The 20,750-nt window shown below is 63.1% G+C and carries 11 protein-coding genes, 3 pseudogenes and 1 riboswitch; of the genes and pseudogenes, 8 read left to right on the forward strand and 6 right to left on the reverse strand.

All coding sequences use genetic code 11. The features are described 5' to 3' along the window. Window positions 1-17: 17 nt before the first annotated feature. Complete coding sequence (locus J3T93_RS02260; RefSeq protein WP_267430376.1) at window positions 18-2,276, reverse strand: hypothetical protein; 2,259 nt, start codon at window positions 2,274-2,276, stop codon at window positions 18-20. 50 nt (window positions 2,277-2,326) lie between these two features. On the opposite strand from J3T93_RS02260, the gene J3T93_RS02265 reads away from it, so the two are divergent. The 3 genes from J3T93_RS02265 (at window position 2,327) to J3T93_RS02275 (ending at window position 9,602) form a co-directional block, all read left to right on the forward strand. Next, complete coding sequence (locus J3T93_RS02265; protein ID WP_267430377.1) at window positions 2,327-5,755, forward strand: tetratricopeptide repeat protein; 3,429 nt, start codon at window positions 2,327-2,329, stop codon at window positions 5,753-5,755. Then, window positions 5,748-8,336 (forward strand): NAD-dependent DNA ligase LigA, encoded by a 2,589-nt coding sequence (ligA, locus tag J3T93_RS02270; RefSeq protein WP_267430378.1) that lies wholly within the window; start codon window positions 5,748-5,750, stop codon window positions 8,334-8,336. The genes J3T93_RS02265 and ligA overlap by 8 nt, the downstream gene beginning before the upstream one ends. Before the next feature lie 69 nt (window positions 8,337-8,405). Further along, the gene (locus tag J3T93_RS02275) at window positions 8,406-9,602 is read left to right on the forward strand and encodes an Mrp/NBP35 family ATP-binding protein (protein ID WP_267430379.1); all 1,197 of its coding nucleotides are present in this window, start codon (window positions 8,406-8,408) and stop codon (window positions 9,600-9,602) included. Between the two features lie 97 nt (window positions 9,603-9,699). Here the strand turns inward: J3T93_RS02275 and J3T93_RS02280 are convergent, their stop codons facing one another. From J3T93_RS02280 to J3T93_RS02300, 5 genes are all read right to left on the reverse strand, one after another. Then, window positions 9,700-11,046, reverse strand: coding sequence for an MFS transporter (locus tag J3T93_RS02280; RefSeq protein WP_267430380.1), 1,347 nt, complete (start codon window positions 11,044-11,046; stop codon window positions 9,700-9,702). Between the two features lie 202 nt (window positions 11,047-11,248). Beyond that, entirely contained in the window at window positions 11,249-12,685 is a 1,437-nt protein-coding gene (glnA, locus tag J3T93_RS02285; RefSeq protein ID WP_024626535.1) for a type I glutamate--ammonia ligase, read from the reverse strand. Between the two features lie 142 nt (window positions 12,686-12,827). Continuing rightward, a complete protein-coding gene (locus J3T93_RS02290; protein ID WP_267430381.1) occupies window positions 12,828-13,562 on the reverse strand; it encodes a DUF4191 domain-containing protein in 735 nt (244 codons plus the stop codon). Window positions 13,563-13,610: 48 nt separating this feature from the next. Next, entirely contained in the window at window positions 13,611-15,098 is a 1,488-nt protein-coding gene (locus J3T93_RS02295) for a dihydrolipoyl dehydrogenase family protein (RefSeq protein WP_267430382.1), read from the reverse strand. A gap of 141 nt (window positions 15,099-15,239) precedes the next feature. Continuing rightward, a complete protein-coding gene (locus J3T93_RS02300) occupies window positions 15,240-15,866 on the reverse strand; it encodes a DUF3043 domain-containing protein (protein WP_267430383.1) in 627 nt (208 codons plus the stop codon). Window positions 15,867-15,932: 66 nt separating this feature from the next. Between J3T93_RS02300 and J3T93_RS02305 the strand changes: the two genes are divergently transcribed. From J3T93_RS02305 to J3T93_RS10010, 5 genes and pseudogenes are all read left to right on the forward strand, one after another. Next, window positions 15,933-17,309, forward strand: a complete 1,377-nt coding sequence (locus tag J3T93_RS02305) for a dipeptidase (protein ID WP_267430597.1) — start codon at window positions 15,933-15,935, stop codon at window positions 17,307-17,309. A gap of 3 nt (window positions 17,310-17,312) precedes the next feature. Beyond that, window positions 17,313-17,428: riboswitch (TPP riboswitch) on the forward strand. A 49-nt stretch (window positions 17,429-17,477) separates the two neighbouring features. Then, entirely contained in the window at window positions 17,478-18,152 is a 675-nt protein-coding gene (locus J3T93_RS02310) for an ECF transporter S component (RefSeq protein WP_267430384.1), read from the forward strand. 10 nt (window positions 18,153-18,162) lie between these two features. Further along, window positions 18,163-18,723, forward strand: a pseudogene (locus J3T93_RS10000) (energy-coupling factor ABC transporter ATP-binding protein); the annotation flags it as partial. Window positions 18,724-19,173: 450 nt separating this feature from the next. Next, a pseudogene (locus J3T93_RS10005) lies at window positions 19,174-19,566 on the forward strand (ATP-binding cassette domain-containing protein); the annotation flags it as partial. A 357-nt stretch (window positions 19,567-19,923) separates the two neighbouring features. Beyond that, a pseudogene (locus J3T93_RS10010) lies at window positions 19,924-20,652 on the forward strand (energy-coupling factor transporter transmembrane component T family protein); the annotation flags it as partial. Between the last annotated feature and the right edge of the window lie 98 nt (window positions 20,653-20,750).

A 20,750-nucleotide genomic window follows, 5' to 3' on the forward strand; every position in this document is an offset into this window, starting at 1 on the left:
ACCGTGGTCGGCTGGGCTCAGGGTGCTAGGAACCAGACGGCTACGTTCATGGCCTGACTGGGGTCGAAGTGCTCCAGCAGGACTATGGCGTTGACCAAGGCCAGGACCAGACCAGCCAGGCAGGCCAGTGCCAGCAGGCTCATGACGGCCGCTTCCGCTGCGGGGCGGCCGTCTTCATATGTCGAGAATGCGGCGGCCATGGCCACAACGGCGACCAGGCAGACCAACCAGGCGAAATCAATGGTGTAGCGCACCGAAAATCCACCCAGATAGGAGTCTGCAGCCATGACCAGGGCTGCCAGAGCCAGGGCCAAGACCAAGGCGGGCATCCATCCCCGACGCTGTAGCTCTTTTCGCACCCGGGGCAGAGCAAGAAGAGCAAGGGCCAGCGCGAGTGACGGGGTGGTGACCAGGAGCCCGCCCAGGCCAGGCTCGGTGAAGTGCCAGACCCGCATGGGAGCGGGGGAGAATTGCAAGTAGGGGAAGACCGGCAGGGTGGTCAAAGGCTGCAGCAGGTAGTAGCTAAAGATCTGAAGCAGGCCCTGGATGCCGGGATGGTAGTTGGTCAGGTCCAGGACGGTCATCTGATACCGGTTGCCGAAATCCAGCAGGGACCCGAAGCGCCAACGGTTGTACCAGAGCAGAGGGGCGGCGACCAGGAGGACCGGCAAGAGGCAGCAGGCCAGCAGGGACAGTGCCCGCCTCCGGGACATGCCAGCCGGATGGCGTCCACGCGTGAACAGGGCCTTGACGACTGCCCTTATCTCCTTGACAAACAGGGGCAGCGCCAGCAGGCCGGCAGCGAGGAAGGTGGGCCGACAGCCCAGGGTGGCGGCCACTGACAGCGATCCCAGAAAGAGCCGAGATTTGGACAGATGCCAGGGTTGGTCCCCGTCCTCCACAGTCCACATCCGTGTTGATCCACGCCCCGAACGCTCACCGGCGTTTGCAGCCTGTCGCTGAACCCGTCTGGCCCCCATCCAGAGCCAGAGCCCGGTCATGACCGCCAGCAGGGAGGCATCGAAAGGGATCGTATAGAAGTTGCGGCGGCACCAGAGGTAGACCATGCCGGATCCTCCCAGCATGGTTATAAGGGCCATGCCGACCACGGCCAGATTGACCCGTGGGAACCAGCGGGCCAGCAGGCGGATGGTAGCTAGGGCCGTCATGACGGTGGCCGTCGCGACCAGCAGGGCCGCAGCCGAACTGGTGGGCAGGGCATAGCCGCCCGGATACACCAGGCTGGTTATCACTCGGTAGGGCAGGAAGAGCAGCAGCACCGGCAGGACACCGAAGTAGGAATACCAGTGGCCGCCCCGGTAGACGTAGTCCCAATATATGGGTTGCTGGTCCTGGGCCAGCAGCGCGTTACGGGTGGCTATGTCGAAGGGGTTGGCTGCCTTGGCCAGACCCGGCGCCTGGCCCAGATCCAGCCAGGGGCGTCCATGCAGTAGGGCCTGGGCTACGTGGTCGTACTGGTTGAAGTCGTATACGTAGGCGTTCGGCTGGTGATAGGCCATGGGAGTGAAGGTGGACAGATCGTGCTGGATGTTCCAGCAGGACCAGGCTGCCAGCGGAGCCAGAATCATGGCCAGGGCCAGACGTTGGCTCACCGAGCCTGTATCCAACCGGGTCCGCCAGAGGATCGAGCCGGGCAGGTAGCCCAGGATCAGTGCCGCCAGACAGGTCAGCAGCAGTATCCGCGCCAAGTTGAAGTCCAGGGGGACCACCTTGGTTGGGGTCACTCCTGTCAGTTCCAGTCGGGAACCGATGGGTTCCTGTATCCACAGGCGCATGGCCTGGATCCGGGTGCCGCTGGGTTTTCCGCGGACGCGCAGGTAGTGGCTACGGGCCTGACCGGGGCAGATCAGCCCTCGGGTGCCCTGGATCCATCCCTTGCCGCCGGCCGGGCGCAGGTCCAGACGTACATGGATCTGCGACAGGAATGAACCCTCGACATCCTCTGCCAGATGGGCCTGAACAAAGGATGCCTGTCCATCGACATCAGGGACATCTACCCAGGCGCCAGCCGGATCGGTGACTTTCAGTCCCCCGCCTGGCAGAGGGGACAGCCCTGGTCCCAGCCGACCTAGTGGGGAGTGGGGATCGGCCGTAGTCTGTGCCGGAGAGTTTGATGTGGAGCCCATCAGCGACTGCCAATGGGCCAGATTGAATACTCCCAGTTCGAGGATGAGTACCGCAGCAAGCGCTACCAGCAGGCGAATGGTCGTGCCCCTGGCCGGGGTGGGTCGTCGCAGGGCTGGCAGAGTCATCACGGTTTTATTCTAACGGCGACATGTCTGGCTGGATTGGGACAATCAAAGGTATGTCCAAGAACGCGAAGAAGTCCCGGGGTTTCGGTGATCTGTCCGGCCTGGGCCGTTCCATTCTTTCCGCACTGGAGGGATTGGTGGGCTCCTCTCGGCCGACCAGAGGGGGTCGTGGGGATCATCCCCTGGATTCTTCGGTGGCCGACATGGTCGATCTAATCAACCGGACGGGAGGCCATCCGGATGATCGGCAGATGCGCGAATTCCTGGCTTCTCACAGCCGTATTCTGGGTATCGCTGTCAAGCGTCGGCTCTTTCCCCGTCTGCAGGGCGTGCCCGAGGGACTGACGCTGGGCTGGGTTCAGTGGCCCGATGCCCCGGGCCGGGGCTTCGCGTTGGGGATCTTCACCGATCACCGTCACTTTGCCCAGATCGCTCTGGCCGACGACCATGGCCGGGTCTTCATTGGCGAGCAGAGCCGGATGGACCTGCAGAATATGGAGCCTGCTTTCTTGCTGGGTCGTGAGGAGGAGGTGACCCTGGCCGACGGTCGTCGGTTGGGCCGCGATCCGGGTCAGGATTCGGGCCCGGTCCATGCCCTGCAGGGTGCCGTAGCAGGCCGTGATGATGCCGGCCACATGCGTTGGCTGGCCTCCTGGCTGCGAGCCGATGGTCGCTATTGCCTGGAGCAGCTGCGTCCCCTCCTGCCGCCTGAGATGCGCCTGGACCTGGAGTATCGGGATGCTGTGGCCATCGCCTTCTTCGCCGCCTACCTGCTGCCGCGCATTCAGGGAACCTTCACCGGGTTCGGCTCGGGCAACATCTTCTACCGGCTCAATCGGGAGGCGCCCATGGGAGCCATCCGACGCAGCGTGGGCGACATGATCCAGGCACGCTCCCACGGACAGCGGGTCTCCGGACTGGAGGATCTGTTCGCCGACCTGATGCGTGAGGCCGGTGCTCTATCGCCCGTCTCAGGCCTTGAGGCCGTTCATGGGGCGGAGCCCCTGCATCTGTATGCTTCCTCCTACTCCGGCGCCTACTTCCTGAGCTGGGACAACGGACTGGAGTTCACTGCCGCGCTTGCGGCCCTGCGTATCGAGGGCAACCTCAACAGATTCGCCGCAGTCAGCGCCTGGCTGGAGCGCAATGCCCGTCTGGGGACGCTGCCCACCGAGGACTCGATCAATCGCGTCCAGGCAACGCGGCTGGACCAGGCACTTTTGGAGGATCCTGCCATTGTCGCCCTGCTGCGCCCGGGAGACTATCCGATTCGCTTCGATCCCCTGGAGGACGACGGGCGGACTGCTATCAACGCCATGGTTGATAAGGCTGCGGCCACCGCCGTCATGGTCCAACAACAAGCTCCCCAGGCTCTGCCGGTGCGAGCGGACGGCCAGGGCCAGGAGCCGGTGCGATCCGAGTGGGTTTACCGGCAGACGCTGTCCATGCTGGTGCGATCCCTCCGGCTGCCCTTCCGTTTTGATGTAGAGTTCAGGTCAAACCTCGCCCAAGGACAGGTGGCCCTGGCCTTCACCGCAGCAGGACGCACCATGATGCCCTCCAGCCGTTATGAGGACCAGTCAAGGGCCTGGCGGGATCTGAACGACGGTGAGCGTTCCGCCATGAGCGCTGACTACAACCTGCGCGTCGGGCTGATGATGGCTGCCCTGGCCTTTGGAGTGGATCCGTCCGTGCGCGAGGTCAGCCTTCAGATTGACTCCATCGGTCTGGAAGAGGCAGTCGACCAGCAAAACTCGGCCATCAGGACCATGATGGGACAGGCCCTGGAGGCTTTTGAGCGCATGCGTTCCGGCGAGGTAGCCCCCACTGGGTCCAAGGCTGATCCCAAGGATGGCGATGTGCATGGCGATCCTGCCAAGCCCATTGCCTCCCGGATGGCTCCTGAGCAACAAGAGGGAAGTGAAGAGGACAAGGCCGAGGATCAGGGCGAAAAGGAATCCGTGGACCGAGAGTTCAAGGATCTTATGCAGGGCGTGGACCTTGACTCTGCCGCCTTTGCAGCGCCGTCATCAACCAATGGGTCCGATTCGGATGAGTCGACCGCCGATGATACAACGAACGACGATGTCTCGGGCGAAGACGCCTCTGCTGATCAGACTGACGACGGATCCCAGAATCCGCTCAGCGCCTTGCAGAGCAATCCGACCATTCGAAACCTGGTATCGGTGGTCTTCAGCAGGGAACTCTTCCTCTCCCGCATCCGTTCGCAGGGTCTGAAGGATCCATGTGCCATCTATCGCTTCTTCGATGCGGCCATGCAGGTGGATTCTCAAGGCGGGCTCAAGCCCACTGAGGCTGTCTTCGACATGCGCGATGACCGCTTCAGCCCGCATGGCAGCCAGGAGGAGCCCGAGTTTTCCGAGGTGACCTTTGCCGACAAGTCCGCCAAAGCCTTGGGCGCGCATAAGGCCGTGGACCTTTCAATCCAACGGGCCGACCTGCTGCAGAGGGCTGTAGGCGGCTTCCACCAGCTGGCTTCAAACCGGACCATGACATCAGCAGCCAAGGCCCAGGAGGCTACAAGCATCATCCAGAGTATTGGCGACCCGGAGCTGGAACAGCTGGCCCCACAGGTCGCCAGCGCCATGATCGACGGCACCCCTGTTCCCGACTTTGACTTCTCCTTGTCCTCCCAGCTGGACAAGGTGCGCGTCAGGGCCCGCGATCTGCTCTTCTCCGGCGGCGCAGCCCAGGGCATACAGGTTGAGCAAGACGCTATCGCCCATCTGGATGCCGTCTTTGCGGCCGAGGGCCAGGTGCCCCGCTACTTCAATTCCTATGCCGAGCGGGTGGTCTATAACCGCCTCTTCGCTACACCGGGGGAGCGGACCCTGCTCATCTCTGACAACCTCTTCTACGCCCACCTGGAAATAGCCGACTTGCTGGCACAGCTCAAGGAGGACCAGGCAGCCCTCAAGCATCTGAACGCCATGGTGGCCTATGCGCCCGCCTACCCGCTCTCCCACCTGAAGCTGGCGGTCATGCTGGCCAACCGCGAGGACTGGGATTCGGCCCGGGCTGCCACACTGAACGCCTTGCGGGTGGCCCTGGACCGGGACGATGCCTCCTTCGCCTACTACCGTCTTGCTTATGCCTCATGGATGCGCGACGAATTCGACGTAGCTGCAGCTGCCTACCTGATGAGCGAGCACATCAGTCCCGACCGGATACCAGCCCTCAAGAACGAACTGTCTGAGCTGCAGGCCAGGGCCCGCTCCCAATGCGTGGTCCTGCCCGAAGATCACAGGCAGGCACGCCGGGTGCTGGCTGAACACGGTCTGCCGGTCTGGCCTCACACCGAGGTGGCTTCGATAGTTCGCCAGGCAGCACGCATCTGTGTGGACGGCGGGCTCTTCGTCCCGGCCCGAACATTGTCAATGGCGGCCGCAAGGATGAACGACGACGATAATGAAGGTGTTGATGTGGTACAGGCACAGTTCATGAGGTCGCTCAATGCATGACAAAACAGCTCGGGAAGATATCCAGCAATCCAGTGACGAGGGCGGGAATGCCGATTCCAGGCCCAGGCCGGGCACTGACCGATGGATAGCCTCTCTTCAACCAGACGATGCTGATGCCATGCGACTGGGGGAGCTGGACCTTGAATCCTTGGGAGCCCAGCAGGCCCAGCGCCTCTGGTCCAGGCTGGCCGCCTGGGTGGAGTCCGACCAGGTCGCCTACTACATAGACAATGCGCCGGTCTCCTCCGACGCGGCCTATGACGCCAGGATGCGCTGCCTGCAGGAGCTGGAGTCCCGCTTCCCCAGCCTGGACACTCCCCAGTCGCCGACGCACCGGGTCGGAGGGACTTTCTCCAACGACTTCGCCTCCGTCCGCCACCCCTCCCAGATGCTCAGCCTGGATGACGTCTTCAGCGTCGCCGAGCTGCGCCAGTGGTATGACGGGCTGCGCAGCGAGCTCGACTGGCCGCAGGACAAGGCCCTGCCCATGACCAGCGAGGTCAAGATCGACGGCCTGGCCCTCAACCTCCTCTACCGCAACGGGGTCCTGGAGCAGGGCCTGACCAGGGGGGACGGGGTGACCGGTGAGGACATTACCCTCAACGTCAGGACCATTTCGAGCATTCCGCAGAACCTGTCCGGGCCGGCCCGCGACATCCCCGAATTCGTGGAGGTCCGCGGCGAGGTCTTCATGCGGTTCGACGACTTCAATGCCTTGAACGAGCAACAGGAGCAGGAGGGCAAGGCGCCCTTCGCCAACCCCCGCAACGCCGCCGCCGGATCCCTGAGGCAGAAGGATCCGCGCATCACTGCCAGCCGCCGTCTGAGCTTCTACGCCCATGGCCTTGGCTCTCTGAGGTGGGGGCCAGCCCATCCCAAGGGGACTCATGACGAGGTCATCGACCAGTCCCAGGCCTACGACCTCTATAGGCAGTGGGGGATTCCGGTCTCCCCCCACAACCGGGTCGTCACGTCCTTCGACCAGATCCTGGACATGATCGACTATTACGGCCAGCACCGCAACGACATCGAGCACGCCTTGGACGGCATCGTGGTCAAGCTGCAGGACCGGGATCTTCAGCGCAGGCTGGGCGCCACCTCCCGTGCCCCCCGCTGGGCCGTGGCCTACAAGTACCCTCCGGAGGAGGTCAATACCCGGCTTCTGGACATCACCGTCCAGGTGGGCCGAACCGGGCGGATTACCCCGGTGGCGGTTCTCACCCCGGTCACCGTGGCCGGCTCCACGGTCTCCAGGACCACCCTCCACAACGCTTCCGAGGTCAAGCGCAAGGGCATTCTGATCGGGGACACGGTCGTGGTCCGCAAGGCGGGCGATGTGATTCCCGAGCTGGTCGGACCGGTCGTCGAGGCTAGGAAGGGGCGCGAGAAGGACCTGAGACCCTTCGTCATGCCCGAGATCTGCCCCAGCTGTGGCGCCCGTCTGGCTCCGGCCAAGGAGGGCGATGTGGACATCCGCTGCCCCAATGTGGAGTCCTGCCCGGCCCAGCTGACCGAGCGGATCATCCACATGGCTTCGCGCAAAGCCCTGGATATCGAACATCTGGGGGAGCAGAGCGCCATAGCCTTGACCAATCCCGATGAAAACCGGCCCGATTCCGTTGAGGTCTATGCTCCTGGCCTGCGTGAGGTTCTGGTTGACCAAGGCGGCCAGGCAGCCCCCTACCAGCCGGATCCGGATCTGAAGCTTCCGCCTCGGCAGGATCCTGTCCTGACCAGCGAGGCAGGCCTCTTCGACCTGAAGGCGGAGGATCTGCGCCAGGTTTATGTCTGGCGCGAGGTCCCTCTGATGGAGCAGGCGGAAGTCGAAGGTCGGCAGGGACGAGCTGCGATCAAGCGCCGGACTGGCGGCAGCGGCCTGTGGTACCGTGTGCCTGCCTTCTACAACCTGCCCAAGGGCGATCAGGCAGCCCACGGCGAACGGGCCATGAACAGCCATGAGACCCAGGCTCAGGAGGCTGCACTGGGCAGTGCTGATGCCCAACCCTCCAGGAACACCCTGCAGATGCTCGAAGAGATCGACAAGGCCAGGCATGCCGACCTGTGGAGGGTTCTGGTGGCCCTATCCATCCGGCACCTGGGACCGACCTCGGCCCGGGCCATAGCCACCCGCTTCCCGTCTCTCGAGGCGGTGGAGGAGGCCAGCGTGGAGGACTTGTCCGAGCTGGACGGCGTGGGCCCCGAGATCGCGCACTCCATCCACGACTGGTTCCAGGGCGCCCGACAGCCCAACGACTGGCGCGGGCGCATCTTGGATTCCTGGCAGGCCGCCGGGGTGGGTGCTCACGTCGAACGCAGCACCAAGCCGCAGACCCTGAAAGGCATGACCGTGGTGGTCACCGGCAGCCTGGAGGACTTCTCCAGGGACTCTGCCAAGGAGGCCATCGTGGAGCGCGGCGGCAAGGCCTCCGGATCCGTCAGTAAAAGGACCACCTATGTGGTTGTGGGTGCCAACCCGGGCTCCAAGGCCGACAAGGCTGAGAGTCTGGGCCTGCCGATCCTGGACGAGGCGGGCTTCCATCGCTTGCTTGATACCGGCGATCCCAACCCAGCACAAGGCTGATTGTGACATTCGCAATATCCGACCAGCCGCGCCCTGGCAGCGGATGGCTGGGCGCGATATGGTGACGGCATGGAACAAGCAGAGCATGGCAAGGAAAGGACCCGGAATCTAGAGGAACTGCCTCGAAGAATCAAGGGGGAGGTCTATGAGCGGCTCAGTCGGGTCATCGATCCGGAACTGGGCCGATCCATTACTGATCTGGGCATGATCACCGACATCATTGTCGAGCCAGCCAGGGATGCCCAAGTCGACTACGAGGTGACCGTGCGGGTGGAGCTGACCATCAAGGGATGCCCGTTGTCGACCACTATTACCAACCAGATCAATGGAACCGTGACCTCATATCCGCGAGCCCGGCTGCGCCCGCATATCGATGTCTCCTCGATGAGCCGGGAGAAGCTGGACAACCTGGTAGCCGACCTCAAGGCGGCCCGGCGCAGCAATCCCTTTTCCAAGCCTGGCGTGGGCACCCGCATCTTTGCCATCGCCTCGGGCAAGGGCGGCGTGGGCAAGTCCTCGGTGACCGTCAACCTTGCTGCCACCTTGGCTGCCCTGGGCTATGACACGGCCGCCATTGACGCGGACATCTACGGATTCTCCCTGCCTGGGCTCTTCGGCGTGCGCAATCGGCCTACCAATCTGCATGGCATGTTGATGCCGGTCACCGCCTGGGGGGTCAAGCTGATCTCCATCGGCATGTTCGCCGGGTCGGACCGGGCCATCCTCTGGAGGGGTCCGCGCCTGCAGCGCTCGCTGGAGCAGTTCCTCTCTGATGTCTGGTGGGGCGACCCCGATGTGCTTCTGCTGGATCTGGCCCCAGGCACCGGAGACATGGCCCTGTCCGTGGCCCAGGCCCTGCCCAACAGCCGGCTGATCGTGGTCACCACTCCCCAGCCATCGGCCTCGCAGGTGGCTGTTCGCTCAGGTCTGGTGGCCCTGCAGTTGCCCACTAAAGTCCAGGGTGTGATCGAAAACATGTCCTGGTACGAGCACAATGGCGAACGGCTTCGCATCTTCGGTCAGGGAGGCGGCCAGCGTGTGGCCGACCAGCTGACCCGTGACCTGGGATATCAGGTGCCCCTGCTGGAGCAGCTGCCCCTGCAGACCGACCTGCGCGAGTCTGGAGAGTCCGGTCGACCGGCTGTACTCAGACCGGATGGATCCCTGGATGACTCTCCGCTGACCAAACGGTTTGTGGACCTGGCCAAGACCTTGATGGCGGGTTCGGAGCCTGGCGATGCCCGTCGGGCTGCCGGCGAAGACTGACTTTAAATGAGGACTGGCAACTGCGGATCTGCCTTCTTGGACGCCTTTCGAATCTGCCCCTTTCGAAGTTTTGCCCGGTGTCGTGCCTTGCCTGAGATTAGATGGCGGCCGGGCTCTTCTGGCTGGTGATCTGCCGCGATGGGATGGCCAGGAACCAGGGCACTGCCAGCACGACCAGGCCAATGGCACACATGGCCAGGAAGGGGATGACCTCATGTCCGGCCAGGATGTAGGAGGCGAACATGGGTCCTACGATGTAGCCCAGGGAGGCAGCTGTGTTGAGCAGGCCGAACATGCGTCCGCTAAACGATGGCCCGGCCAGCTCGGCGGCCACCACCGGCTGGGAGATGCCCATCATGACCTCGCCCAGTCCGAAAATGGTGATGCCCAGGGAGGCTATGCTCAGGGCGCCGGGGGTGGAATCCAGGCGCAGGCCAAGGACGATGATCACCCATGCCGCAGCCCAGAAGACCGGCACGGTGCGCAGCAGGCGCACGTGGTTGGCGTTCTTGAGCCGGGGCAGCAGCACGATATTCATGATGACCACTGAGAAAGTGTTGACCACGTCCACCACTGAAAGGGACCAGCGTGGGATGTGCGGATCCGAAATCAGGGTGGTGACCAGACCGGCGTCAAACTGAGAGTAGCCGAAAAGGTCCATGAAGAAGGTGCCTAGGGTCAGCAGGGCCATGGAGGCAAGCACTCTGGTCAGTGAGCTGGTTCGCCCTCCGAAGGTGCCGTTGATGGCCATGCTTTCTTTGTTGTCAGACTGCTTAGCCTGCAGAGCGCCCGTGGCCCCTGCGGATTCCTGGACGGCCTCCCGCTCTGCCTTGGCCTTGAGTTCAGCCGTCAGCCGACGCAGCTGCCAGTGGTGTTCGATGACCAGTAGGGACAGGCTGAGCAGGGCGAATCCCAGGGCTCTGCCGCCAAAACCAATGCGATAGAGGAAGTCCTGACCGCCTGCGGCCAGCAGTCCGCCCACGGCAGCTCCTAGGCCGATGCCCAAGTTGAGCTCAGCCTGGTTGATGCCGTAGACGATCCGGTGCTGCTCCCTGGTGGAGATCTGCGTCAGAATGCTGGCCCAGGAGGTCTGCATGCCCATCCCCAAGCCCGAGACGAAGGCTCCCGCCACTGCTGCCCGGTAGTCGTGGGCCATGGTGAAAATCAGGGGGCCGATGACCGAGAAGATCATGGCCGTGTGCATGGCCAGCCAGGAGGAGCGACGATCCGAGACCCAGCCGATAATGGGGTTGGAGATCAGCGACCCGACCGAGCTGATGGTCACCAGGAGGGCGGCCTCGCTCATGGTGGCACCCAGGGAATGGGTGGCGAAGAGTAGTTCGATGGGCATAACCAGACCGATGCCGAAGTTGCACATGAGGTCCACGATGAGCATGGCTCGCAGATATACGGGCAACTCCGTGAACTCACGCAGCCAGCGCATCGGTTTCCACCTCCATCGGATCTGTTTTCGTACCTCTCCTCATTCTGGCCTGACCGCCTGCCGGGATGCCGGGGCTGGCGTGTTGCCATCAACGGGTGGATGCCGATAGTCCTGATACGCAAAGAGGCCCGACCCTTCGGCATGAAGGATCAGGCCCTATGTGTGAACTGGCCGGTCAGCCGGCCTCAGTCGTCATACGAACTCAGATGTGGAAGTAGAGCTCGTACTCCAGGGGGGTGGGGGCCAGACGGGTCTGGTCCAGTTCACCGCGCTTCAAGTCCAACCAGGTCTGGATCAGATCGTCGGTGAAGACGTCGCCCTCGCTCAGGAAGTCGTGGTCCTCTTCCAAGGCGTTCAGAGCCTCCTCCAGGGAGCCGGGCACCTGCTTGATCTGGGCATGCTCTTCGGGAGGCAGCTCATAGAGGTCCTTGTCGATGGGGGCCGGGGGCTCGGTGTGGTTGAGAATGCCGTCCAGTCCTGCCATCAGCTGGGCCGAGAAGGCCAGGAAGGGGTTGCAGGAGGGGTCGGGGGCGCGGAACTCGATCCGCTTGGCGGCAGGCGAGGTGCCGGCCAGGGGGATGCGGATGGCTGCCGAACGGTTCCGGGCCGAGTAAACCAGGTTGACAGGGGCCTCGTAGCCGGGCACCAGCCTCTTGTAGGAGTTGGTGGAGGGGTTGGTGAAGGCCAGAACAGACGAGGCGTGCTCAATCAGGCCACCCACATACCAGCGGGCAATGTCGGAAAGTCCGCCGTAGCCGTTCTCGTCGTAGAAGAGGGGCTTGCCATCCTTCCAGAGGGACTGGTGGCAGTGCATGCCGGTTCCGTTGTCCCCGGCGATGGGCTTGGGCATGAAGGTGGCTGCTTTGCCGGCCAGGGCGGCGGTCTCGTGGACCACGTACTTGTACTTCATCAGGTCGTCGCCCGCATGCAGCAGGGTGTTGAAACGGTAGTTGATCTCCTGCTGGCCGGCGCCGCCCACCTCATGATGGGAGCGCTCCAGAATCAGGCCCACCTTCTGCAGGTTGGCCACCATGTCGTCGCGCAGATCCTGGTAATGGTCGATGGGGGGCACAGGGAAGTAACCCTTCTTGACTCGGTTCTTGAAGCCAATGTTGTCGGAGCCGTCCTCCTCGACGTCGACGCCCGAGTTCCAAGGAGCCTCAATGGAGTCGACCTCGTAGAAGGAGCGCTGCATGCTGTTTTCGAAGCGGACCTTGTCGAAGATGAAGAACTCGGCCTCGGGGGCGAATGAGGCCGTATCGGCGATGCCGGTGGAGCGCAGGTAGGCCTCCGCCTTGGCGGCAATCTGCCGAGGGTCGCGCGAGTAGGGCTCGTCGGTCACCGGGTCAACAATGGAGAAGGCCACGTTCAGGGTGCGATGACGGCGGAAGGGATCCATGTAAGCAGTCTCTGGATCGGGAATCAGCTTCATATCCGATTCGTTGATGGCTTGGAAGCCTTGAACGGAGGAGCCGTCGAAGGCCATGCCGTCTGTGAAAGCGTCTTTGAGGAATTCGCTGGCGGGCACGGTGAAGTGCTGCTGGACCCCGATCAGGTCCGTGAACCTGACTGAGACATATTCCACGCCCTCCTGGTTTATCAGAGCTTCGCAATCGGCCTTTGACTTAAGTTCGCTCACTGAACTGCTCCTTTCGTGGAAACCGTAACGGTCACCCAGTCTAGGGGACCGGTTTTTTCGGCAATGCACCGCTGAGGTTACGGGGGTGTTTCATGCGAAGGTCCCGGCGCCTCCCTGGGGAGATGCCGGGACCTTCAAAACATCAGCGCCCGCGCATGGCCTTGCGGCTGACGTGTATCTTTGTCGGATCGATGCCCTTGGGCATGCCCAGGGCGTTCTGCCGCTTTTGTAGGGTGACCAGCCGGTCGTTCAGGGTCTCCAACTCGGTGGCGGTCAGCTTGACCTTCTTCTTGACCACGGTGCGCTGGAGCTTGTTGAGTGGAACCTGGTCAGGACCGTGGCCCACGCTGATCCGGTAGATGGGGATGGCCGACCCACGGGTGATGCGGCGGATCTTCTCCTCCTCGCGGTTCATGGCCTTGTTGACGCGGTTGTAGTCGCCCTCGGCTATCAGGTAGACCCCGGTGCGACCAGTGCCCCTCCAGACGGCGTCCTTGGTCTTGGCATCAATCCATACAGGTTCCTGCGGGAAGGAGAAGCCCGCCTTGGAGATGCTGCTCAGCACGGCGGCGGCAGCGCCTGGACGGCCCTCCATCTTGGCGTAGCCGACCTTGTCGGAGCGCCTGGTCAGGGTCATGGTGGCCAAAAGCAGGCCGACCATGATGCCCAGAAGCACGGTCAGGATCCAGGACAGCCCCCCAAAGTGAACAAGCAGGCAGATCACCACTGCTATCAGTGTGGGCACCAGGATGGCCGCGGCCAGCAGCCAGGGAAGAGCCTTGTCCTCTGCGTAAGTGAATTGGTAGATCTTGACGATCTGACTGATCGTGCTGTTCTTCTTTTTTGCTTTTTTGCCCTTGGTGTCCTCTGTAGCCATGCCATCCTCACTCGGAAACGTTCACTGGTTGACCAGTCTACCGCATGCCTACTGCATGTTCAGGGGTCTGCCGTCAGCCTTGAGCAGGGCCTCTCCAATGGCTTCCGAGAAGGTGGGATGGGGATGGATGAGCCCGGCCGCCCGGTGCAAGGGGATCTGGTTGCCCACCAGCTGCTGGGCCTCGGCGATGTTCTCGGAGGCCTGGGGGGAGACCATCTCCAGACCGACGACTATCTGCTTCTCCAGATCGGTGGCTTGGCAGGCGGTGATCAGGCTGAGGGTGCCCTGCAGGCCGCTCATGCGCATGCGCGAGTTGGACATCATGGGGTAGATGGTCTCCTTGACCTGGTTCAGCGATGGATCGTCCTCGGCCTCCTGCCGGCTGAAGCCCACAGCTGCGGCCTGGGGGGAGGAGAAGACCACGCGGGGGATGGTGGCCTCGTTGACAGGTTCAGGATCCAGACCAGAGGCGGCATCGGCCAGGGTGATGCCCTGCTGGAAGGCCCTGTGGGCCAGATGGTGACCCGGGGTGATGTCGCCCAGGGCCCAGACCCGGTCACGGCTGGTGCGCCCCTGGGAGTCGGTCAGGACCTGGCCCTGCCCGTCCAGGTCAATGCCCAGCTCCTTCATATGCTCGGGGTTCGTATTGGGGTCCCTGCCGATGGCCACCAGAACCAGATCAGTCTCGATCGCTCCCGCCTGGCCCTTGTCGTCGGTCGGCTGGTAGTCGACCTGCATGCCCCCATCTGCAGGCAGACGGTGTCCGCCCGAGCAGCGGGCATGGGTAATGATCTGAATTCCCTGACGTTTCAGCTCCCGGGTCATGATCTGGCCGGTCCGCCGACCCCAGTGGGAGAGCACCCGGTCATGCCTGACCATCAGGGTCACCTGGCAGCCGGCTTGGTTCCAAATGGTGGCGAATTCCAGGGCCACCGCACCTGAACCGATAATCAGCGCCCTGCGGGGGAAGGGCTTGAGGGTCAGCGCCCTGTCCGTGTCGATGACCAGATCATCGAAGGGGAGCTCCTCCAAGGGCCTGGCGTGAGACCCAGTGGCCAGGATGGTATCGCAGGTGGTCAGCCGGGTTCGATTGCCGTCAGCAGCGGTCACCTCCACCAGGCCGTCGCGGACGATGGTGCCGTGGCCGTGCACCACGGTGATACCACGCTGCTTGAGCAGGCTCGCCAGGCCGCCGGTCATGGCGTCCACCATACGGTCCTGATAATCCTGGAGCTTCTGGTAGTCGATGCTGGCCGACCCGATATTGATACCCATGGCGGCTCCAAGATTAGCCTGTTCCAAAACCTGGGTGGCTGTCAGCAGGGCCTTGGTAGGGATGCATCCGCGGTTCAGGCAGACGCCGCCAACCACAGGGTCCTGCTCAATCAGGGCCACCCGTCCGCCCAGTTCTGCCGTGCGCAGGGCAGTGGCATACCCGCCTGGGCCCGATCCGATGATGATGGTGTCGTACTGGCGGCTGTCGGCATCCCAGGGGTCAAGAGACTCTGTGCCGGGTTGGTTGATCGATTGCTGCATAAGAATCCATGCTAGCCATACCGGCTGGGAGAATGAAGAGCATTCGCACAATGTGGAGTGAGTACAAAAACCGACCGGAACCCAAAGGGCACCGGGCGGCGCTACCAGTCCATCGTTCGGTATGTCAGGACGATTCGCTTGTCAGTCGGGCCAGTGCCCGCGCTTGCTCTGATTGGGCTTGGGAACCCGCCAGCGGCGGACCATCATGGCACGTTGCCAGGCGTAGGAGGCCGAACGTGAACCTTTGGCCACCGAGCGCTCGCCGAACTTGTCGATCAGCAGGCGCTTGAGCTTGCGCCACATCAGCCAGGTATCTATCAGGGCAATGATCAGGTAGCCATACAGCAGGATGGTCACCACCATGGTGAAAGTGGCATAATGCTGCGGACCCACGAACATGCCCATCAGGGTGGCGACGAACATAAGGATGATGGCCGGGAATATCCATTCCAGCAGATTGAAACGGGCATCTACATAGTTACGGATGTAGATCCTCCAAGGGAGGCGTTCCGACTTGGGCATGTGGTCGAGGTCGCCGGTCCTCATGGCCTCGTACTGGGCATCCTCACGGGCCCGAATCCGGGCCTTGGCGGCCTTGCGTGAGGCCTTGCGGTCCTTGGGGACCAACGGTCGCAGGTTCCTAGCCTCGGCCTGTTTGCGTTTGGGGGTGGGGCGTCCCTTGCCTCGTGCCTCTTCAGCGGAGGCCGTCTGGTCCGCCTCCGCCTCTTTGTCCCGTCGATCCTTGCGTGAGAAGGGGTTCCATGTCATGCGAACAGGTTACGGTGACGCCTAGACTCGCAAGCATTGATTCACAAGCAATTATAGGAGGTAATGATGGCGGAACTGGGCCTGGAGACGATCCGTACCCGTGTGCAAGACGATAGGAGCCGGATCGTCGATCTGCTCAAGGACAAGATCGCCCTGGCTTCGGTTTCGGCCAAGGGGATTACCGGGGATCACATGCGGCGATCAGCCGACTATGTGGCCGGGCAACTGCGGCAGGTGGGTGTAGATGCCCGTGTGGTCCAGGCCACCAATCCTGACGGGACCCCTGGTGCTTTCGAGGTCATCGGATCCCGGCAGGTGGACGACAAGGCCCCGACCGTTCTGCTCTATGCCCATCACGACGTGCAGCCGGTGCCCGACCCCTCCCAGTGGACAACCGATCCCTTTACCGGTGTGGAGAAGGAGGGACGGCTCTACGGACGCGGATCGGCCGACGACGGTGGCGGCATCGCCATCCACTCGGGTGCCCTGCATGCCCTGGGCAAGGACCTGCACGTCAACGTCAAGGTCTTCATCGAAGGCGAGGAGGAGATGGGCTCGCGCAGTTTCATCCCCTTCCTCCAAGCTCATCGGGACGACTTCGCCTCGGACCTGATCATCGTGGCCGACTCGGGCAACTGGTCGGCGGACACCCCCAGCCTGACCACCTCACTAAGAGGGAATGCGGACCTGGATGTCACGGTCACAGCCTTGGAGCACCCGGTCCATTCCGGGCAGTTCGGCGGGCCCATCCTGGATGCTAACACCCTGGCTGCCATGCTGATCTCCTCCATGTATGACGACCATGGGGAACTTGCCGTGCCCGGCCTGGAGGGTGGACAGCCCGTCGGCGGCCTGCAGCGTGACCTGGATCAGGCTCAGCTGCGTGCGGATGCCGGCGTGGTGGACTCCTACCGGCTGGCCGGAACCGACTCCCTGGCCTCCAGGCTCTGGACCAAGCCTGCGGCGGCTGTGATCGGCTTCGATGCCCATCCGGTGGAGGGCTCCTTCAACGTGCTGGCCGACAAGACCCGCTTCCGCATTTCGCTGCGGACTGCGCCCACCCAACGGCCTGAGCAGGCCGCGCAGGCTCTGGCTGATTTCCTGGTCGCCCATGCCCCTCATGGGGCCAAAGTGGAGGTCACCCCCAGCGACATGGGCATGGGATGGGCCATGGACGCCGATAGCCCGGTGGTCCGGCAGGCCGAGGAGGCCATGCGGCAGGCCTTCGGACGCGACCCGGTCAACAAGGGCGAGGGCGGATCCATCCCCTTCATCCCCGAACTCAAGCGCCTCTTCCCTGAGGCCCAGGTCCTGGTGACCGGCCCCGAGGATCCCCAGTCCAACGCGCACAGTCCGAACGAGTCCATTTCCCTGCAGGGGCTGGTCGACAACATCATCACCGAGGCCCTCCTGCTGGATTCCCTTGACCATCGTATGTTCTAGAATGCCAGGTGACACGGGGGCCGTATGCTCAAGGGCGTGCGGCTGAGAGGAGGCTCAGCCTCAACCGGACGAACGTTTACCGGGTAATGCCGGCGCACGGATGTCACTGGACCCGTGCCTGAACGGGATGGCGCTCATAGGGGGCGCCCCGAGGAAAGGCACAAGATCATGACTGATGGTCATTTCATGAACAATACTGTTTCCGGACCGGAGTCGGAGTCTGACAAGACTCCCTCCCAAGTCAGGATCCCCTCCAGACGGTGGAGGGTGGTGGATATCGCTGTTGCCTCGGTCATCGGGGTGGCTTCCGCCGTCATCTACTGGGTGGTCGCCATGGTGACTACCATTCCCTGGTCCTTCTTGGACGGGGTTGTGCCTGGTCTGGGCGGTATTCTCAACGGCCTCTACCTGTTCGCCGGGCCCTTGGCATTGGTCATCGTACGCAAGCCAGGTGCAGCCGTCTATGCCGAGCTGGTCGCCGCCATCCTGGAGTCGCTGCTGGGCAGCCTTTGGGTGCCTGTGGAGACCATACTGATCGGTCTGCTTCAGGGCTTCATGGCCGAACTGGTCTTCATGCTGCTGCGCTACCGGCGTTGGAACATGTCCACGGTGGCACTGTCGGGCGCTGCCGCTGGTTTCGGCTGCTGGCTGTATTCTTTCTGCACGCACCTACAGGCCATCAACCTGACCGGCCCCTATGGGGTGATCTATCTGATAGCCACCCTGATTTCGGGCGCGCTGATCGCCGGAGTTCTGGTTTGGTACCTCTATAAGGCCATTGCCGCCACCGGGGCTCTGGACCGTTTCGCCTCCGGCCGCGATATTCGGACGGCCGGGAAGTAGAGGTCTGGGCGTGTACCAGAGCATCCAGGACAATCCCTACCAACCCGCGGCCTTGGAACTGCGCGGTTGGGGGTACCGCCATGCCTATCGGAACCACTTTGCTGTCAGGGATCTTTCCCTGAGTATTCCTGCGGGTCAGCGGGTGCTTCTGCTGGGAGCCTCCGGCATTGGCAAATCGACCATCCTTGAGGGTGTGGCCGGGCTGCTGGGCGATCATGCCCCGCAGAGCGGTCAGGACCAGGTCGAGGATGACGAAGGCGGGGTGACCCAGGGTCAGGTCCTCATCGACGGCAATCCCGCCGTATCCAGCCGTGGGCGTGTGGGTCTGGTCCTGCAGGATCCGGATGCTCAGGCCATCTTTCAGCGGCTGGGTGACAATGTGGCCTTCGGGCCGGAGAACATGGGGTTGCCCCGCGAGGAGATCTGGCCACGGGTGCGGAAGGCCATGGCCGAGGTGGGTCTGGCTGACCTGCAGCTGACCCGATCCACCATGCATTTGAGCGGAGGGCAGATGCAGCGTCTGGCCCTGGCCGGCGCTCTGGCCATGCAGCCTGGGTTGCTTCTGCTGGATGAGCCAACGGCCAACCTGGACCCGGTCGGTGTCAAGCAAATTGTCGGTGCCGTCAGGAAGGTCTTGGATCGGCAAGGCTCCACCATGGTTCTGGTCGAGCACCGGGCAGGGCCTTGGATGGATATGATCGACAGGGTCATCGTGCTCGGGCTGGGCGAGGTTGAAGACAGCGTCGGTGGATCGGGTGTTGCAGCCTATCGCAAGACAGTGATCATGGCCGACGGCAGCCCCCAGGAGGTCTTCACTGATCCTGGATTGGATCTGGCCTCCCTGGGCATCTGGGTTCCTGAGGCCTATAGGAGTGCCAAGGATTCGCTCCCTGAGCTTGGACGTGCTCGGTCTGGGCAATTCGGCCACGGTCATGATGGTCATCAAGTCTTGTTGACCGCCCGGGATCTGGCGGTTGGTCGTCAGGGCAAGGCAGTGGCCGAGCACATCGATCTGGAATTCAGGGCCGGGCAGGTCACTGCCCTGGTCGGAGCCAACGGAGCCGGCAAGTCCACGCTGGCCATGACCCTGGCTGGTTTGCTGGAGCCCGTGGCCGGTTCGGTGCTTGCCCATGCCCATCTGCTTCGAGGACCCCAGGGGCAGACGCCTACCGAGCCGGAGCCTATTCGATGGACCTCTTCCCAGCTGGCCGCGCGTATCGCCTATGTCTTTCAGAATCCCGAGCACCAGTTTGCCCGGGGCACGGTCCTGGAAGAGCTCAAGCTGGCCCCCATTCGCACCGGCATGACCGAGGACCAGGCCCAGGCCCGCGCCCTGGAGCTGCTGGGTCGCTTCAGTCTGAGACAGTACGCCCGCGCCAACCCTTACACGCTCTCCGGTGGCGAGAAGCGGCGGCTCACTGTGGCCTCGGCCCTGGCCGCTGCACCACAGATGCTGATTCTTGACGAGCCCACCTTCGGCCAGGACAGGAACACCTGGGTCAGCATGGCCCAGCTGATTGCAGACCTGCGCGACCAGGGAGCCTGCATCATTCTGGTCACCCATGACCGGGAACTGGTTCAGACCCTGGATGCCCGCCTGGTGGAAATGACGCCTCCGGGAGTCCAGAAGGCCGTCTGGCCTGCAGTCGAGTCAGATATGCAGGCTCGCCACAAGACTGTTGCGGCCAGACTGACCGTCACGCCCATGGATCAGCGGGACGAACCTGTCAAGCCAGCCAGCCGATCGCCATACATAGCCTCTATCAATCCAGCCTTTCGTCTGATCGGGGCCTTTCTGGCGGCTCTGCCCCTGCTGATCAGCCTGGACCCGGTTTCGGCCACGACGGCCCTGATCCTGGAGTTCCTGCTGCTGGGCGCGGCAGGCTTCACGCCCCTGCGCGTGGTCAGGTCTACCTGGCCTATCTTCCTGGGGGCACCGGGTTCGGCCCTGGCAATCATCCTCTATGGCAAGAGCGGCGGCGCCACCTTCTGGCAGTGGGGAATGATCCACATCACCCAGCGGTCGCTGGACCTGGCCCTGGCTACTGCGTTGCGAATCCTGGCCATCGGGATCCCCGCCATCATCACCGTGCTGGGAATAGACGCCACCGACCTGGCCGATGCCTTCAGCCAGGTGCTCCACCTGCCTGATCGCTTCGTCTACGGCGGGTTGGCCGGCATGCGGCTTTTCACTGTTCTCAAGGACGACTGGTCGGCCCTGACGGCCTCGCGCCGCAGTCGCGGACTGGGCGATGAGAATCGTTTCAAGGCTTTCATGCCTCAAGCCTTCGCGCTGCTGGTCCTGTCCATCAGGCGTTCGACGACCTTGGCCACGGCCATGGAGGCCCGGGGCTTCGGCGGCAGCACTCCACGAACCCATGCCAGGGTTTCCCATGTCAGAACTCGTGATGCAGGCTTCCTGCTTATCTGTCTGGCTGTGCCCGCAATCTCCCTGACCATGGCTGCGCTGACCGGCTCCATCGCCTTCTTCGGCAACTGATCGTCAGGGGTTTCCGCAGGTCTCAGATATAGAGGAAGCCTGGCCCTTTCCACCTCCCGCAGAGAGGGGAAAGGGCCAAGGTTTGCCTGTGGTTGGAA

The sequence above is a fragment of the Bifidobacterium sp. B4111 genome (assembly GCF_026537235.1).
In the GTDB taxonomy this organism is placed as follows: Bacteria; Actinomycetota; Actinomycetes; order Actinomycetales; family Bifidobacteriaceae; genus Bombiscardovia.

Bases quoted from the DNA above. Each gene is read 5' to 3' on its own strand.
- J3T93_RS02265 (WP_267430377.1), top strand. From the start codon at position 2,327: ATGTCCAAGAACGCGAAGAAGTCCCGGGGTTTCGGTGATCTGTCCGGC.
- J3T93_RS02310 (WP_267430384.1), top strand. From the start codon at position 17,478: ATGACTGATGGTCATTTCATGAACAATACTGTTTCCGGACCGGAGTCG.
- J3T93_RS02290 (WP_267430381.1), bottom strand. From the start codon at position 13,562: ATGGCTACAGAGGACACCAAGGGCAAAAAAGCAAAAAAGAAGAACAGC.
- ligA (WP_267430378.1), top strand. From the start codon at position 5,748: ATGCATGACAAAACAGCTCGGGAAGATATCCAGCAATCCAGTGACGAG.
- J3T93_RS02275 (WP_267430379.1), top strand. From the start codon at position 8,406: ATGGAACAAGCAGAGCATGGCAAGGAAAGGACCCGGAATCTAGAGGAA.
- J3T93_RS02300 (WP_267430383.1), bottom strand. From the start codon at position 15,866: ATGACATGGAACCCCTTCTCACGCAAGGATCGACGGGACAAAGAGGCG.
- J3T93_RS02305 (WP_267430597.1), top strand. From the start codon at position 15,933: ATGGCGGAACTGGGCCTGGAGACGATCCGTACCCGTGTGCAAGACGAT.
- J3T93_RS02295 (WP_267430382.1), bottom strand. From the start codon at position 15,098: ATGCAGCAATCGATCAACCAACCCGGCACAGAGTCTCTTGACCCCTGG.
- J3T93_RS02280 (WP_267430380.1), bottom strand. From the start codon at position 11,046: ATGCGCTGGCTGCGTGAGTTCACGGAGTTGCCCGTATATCTGCGAGCC.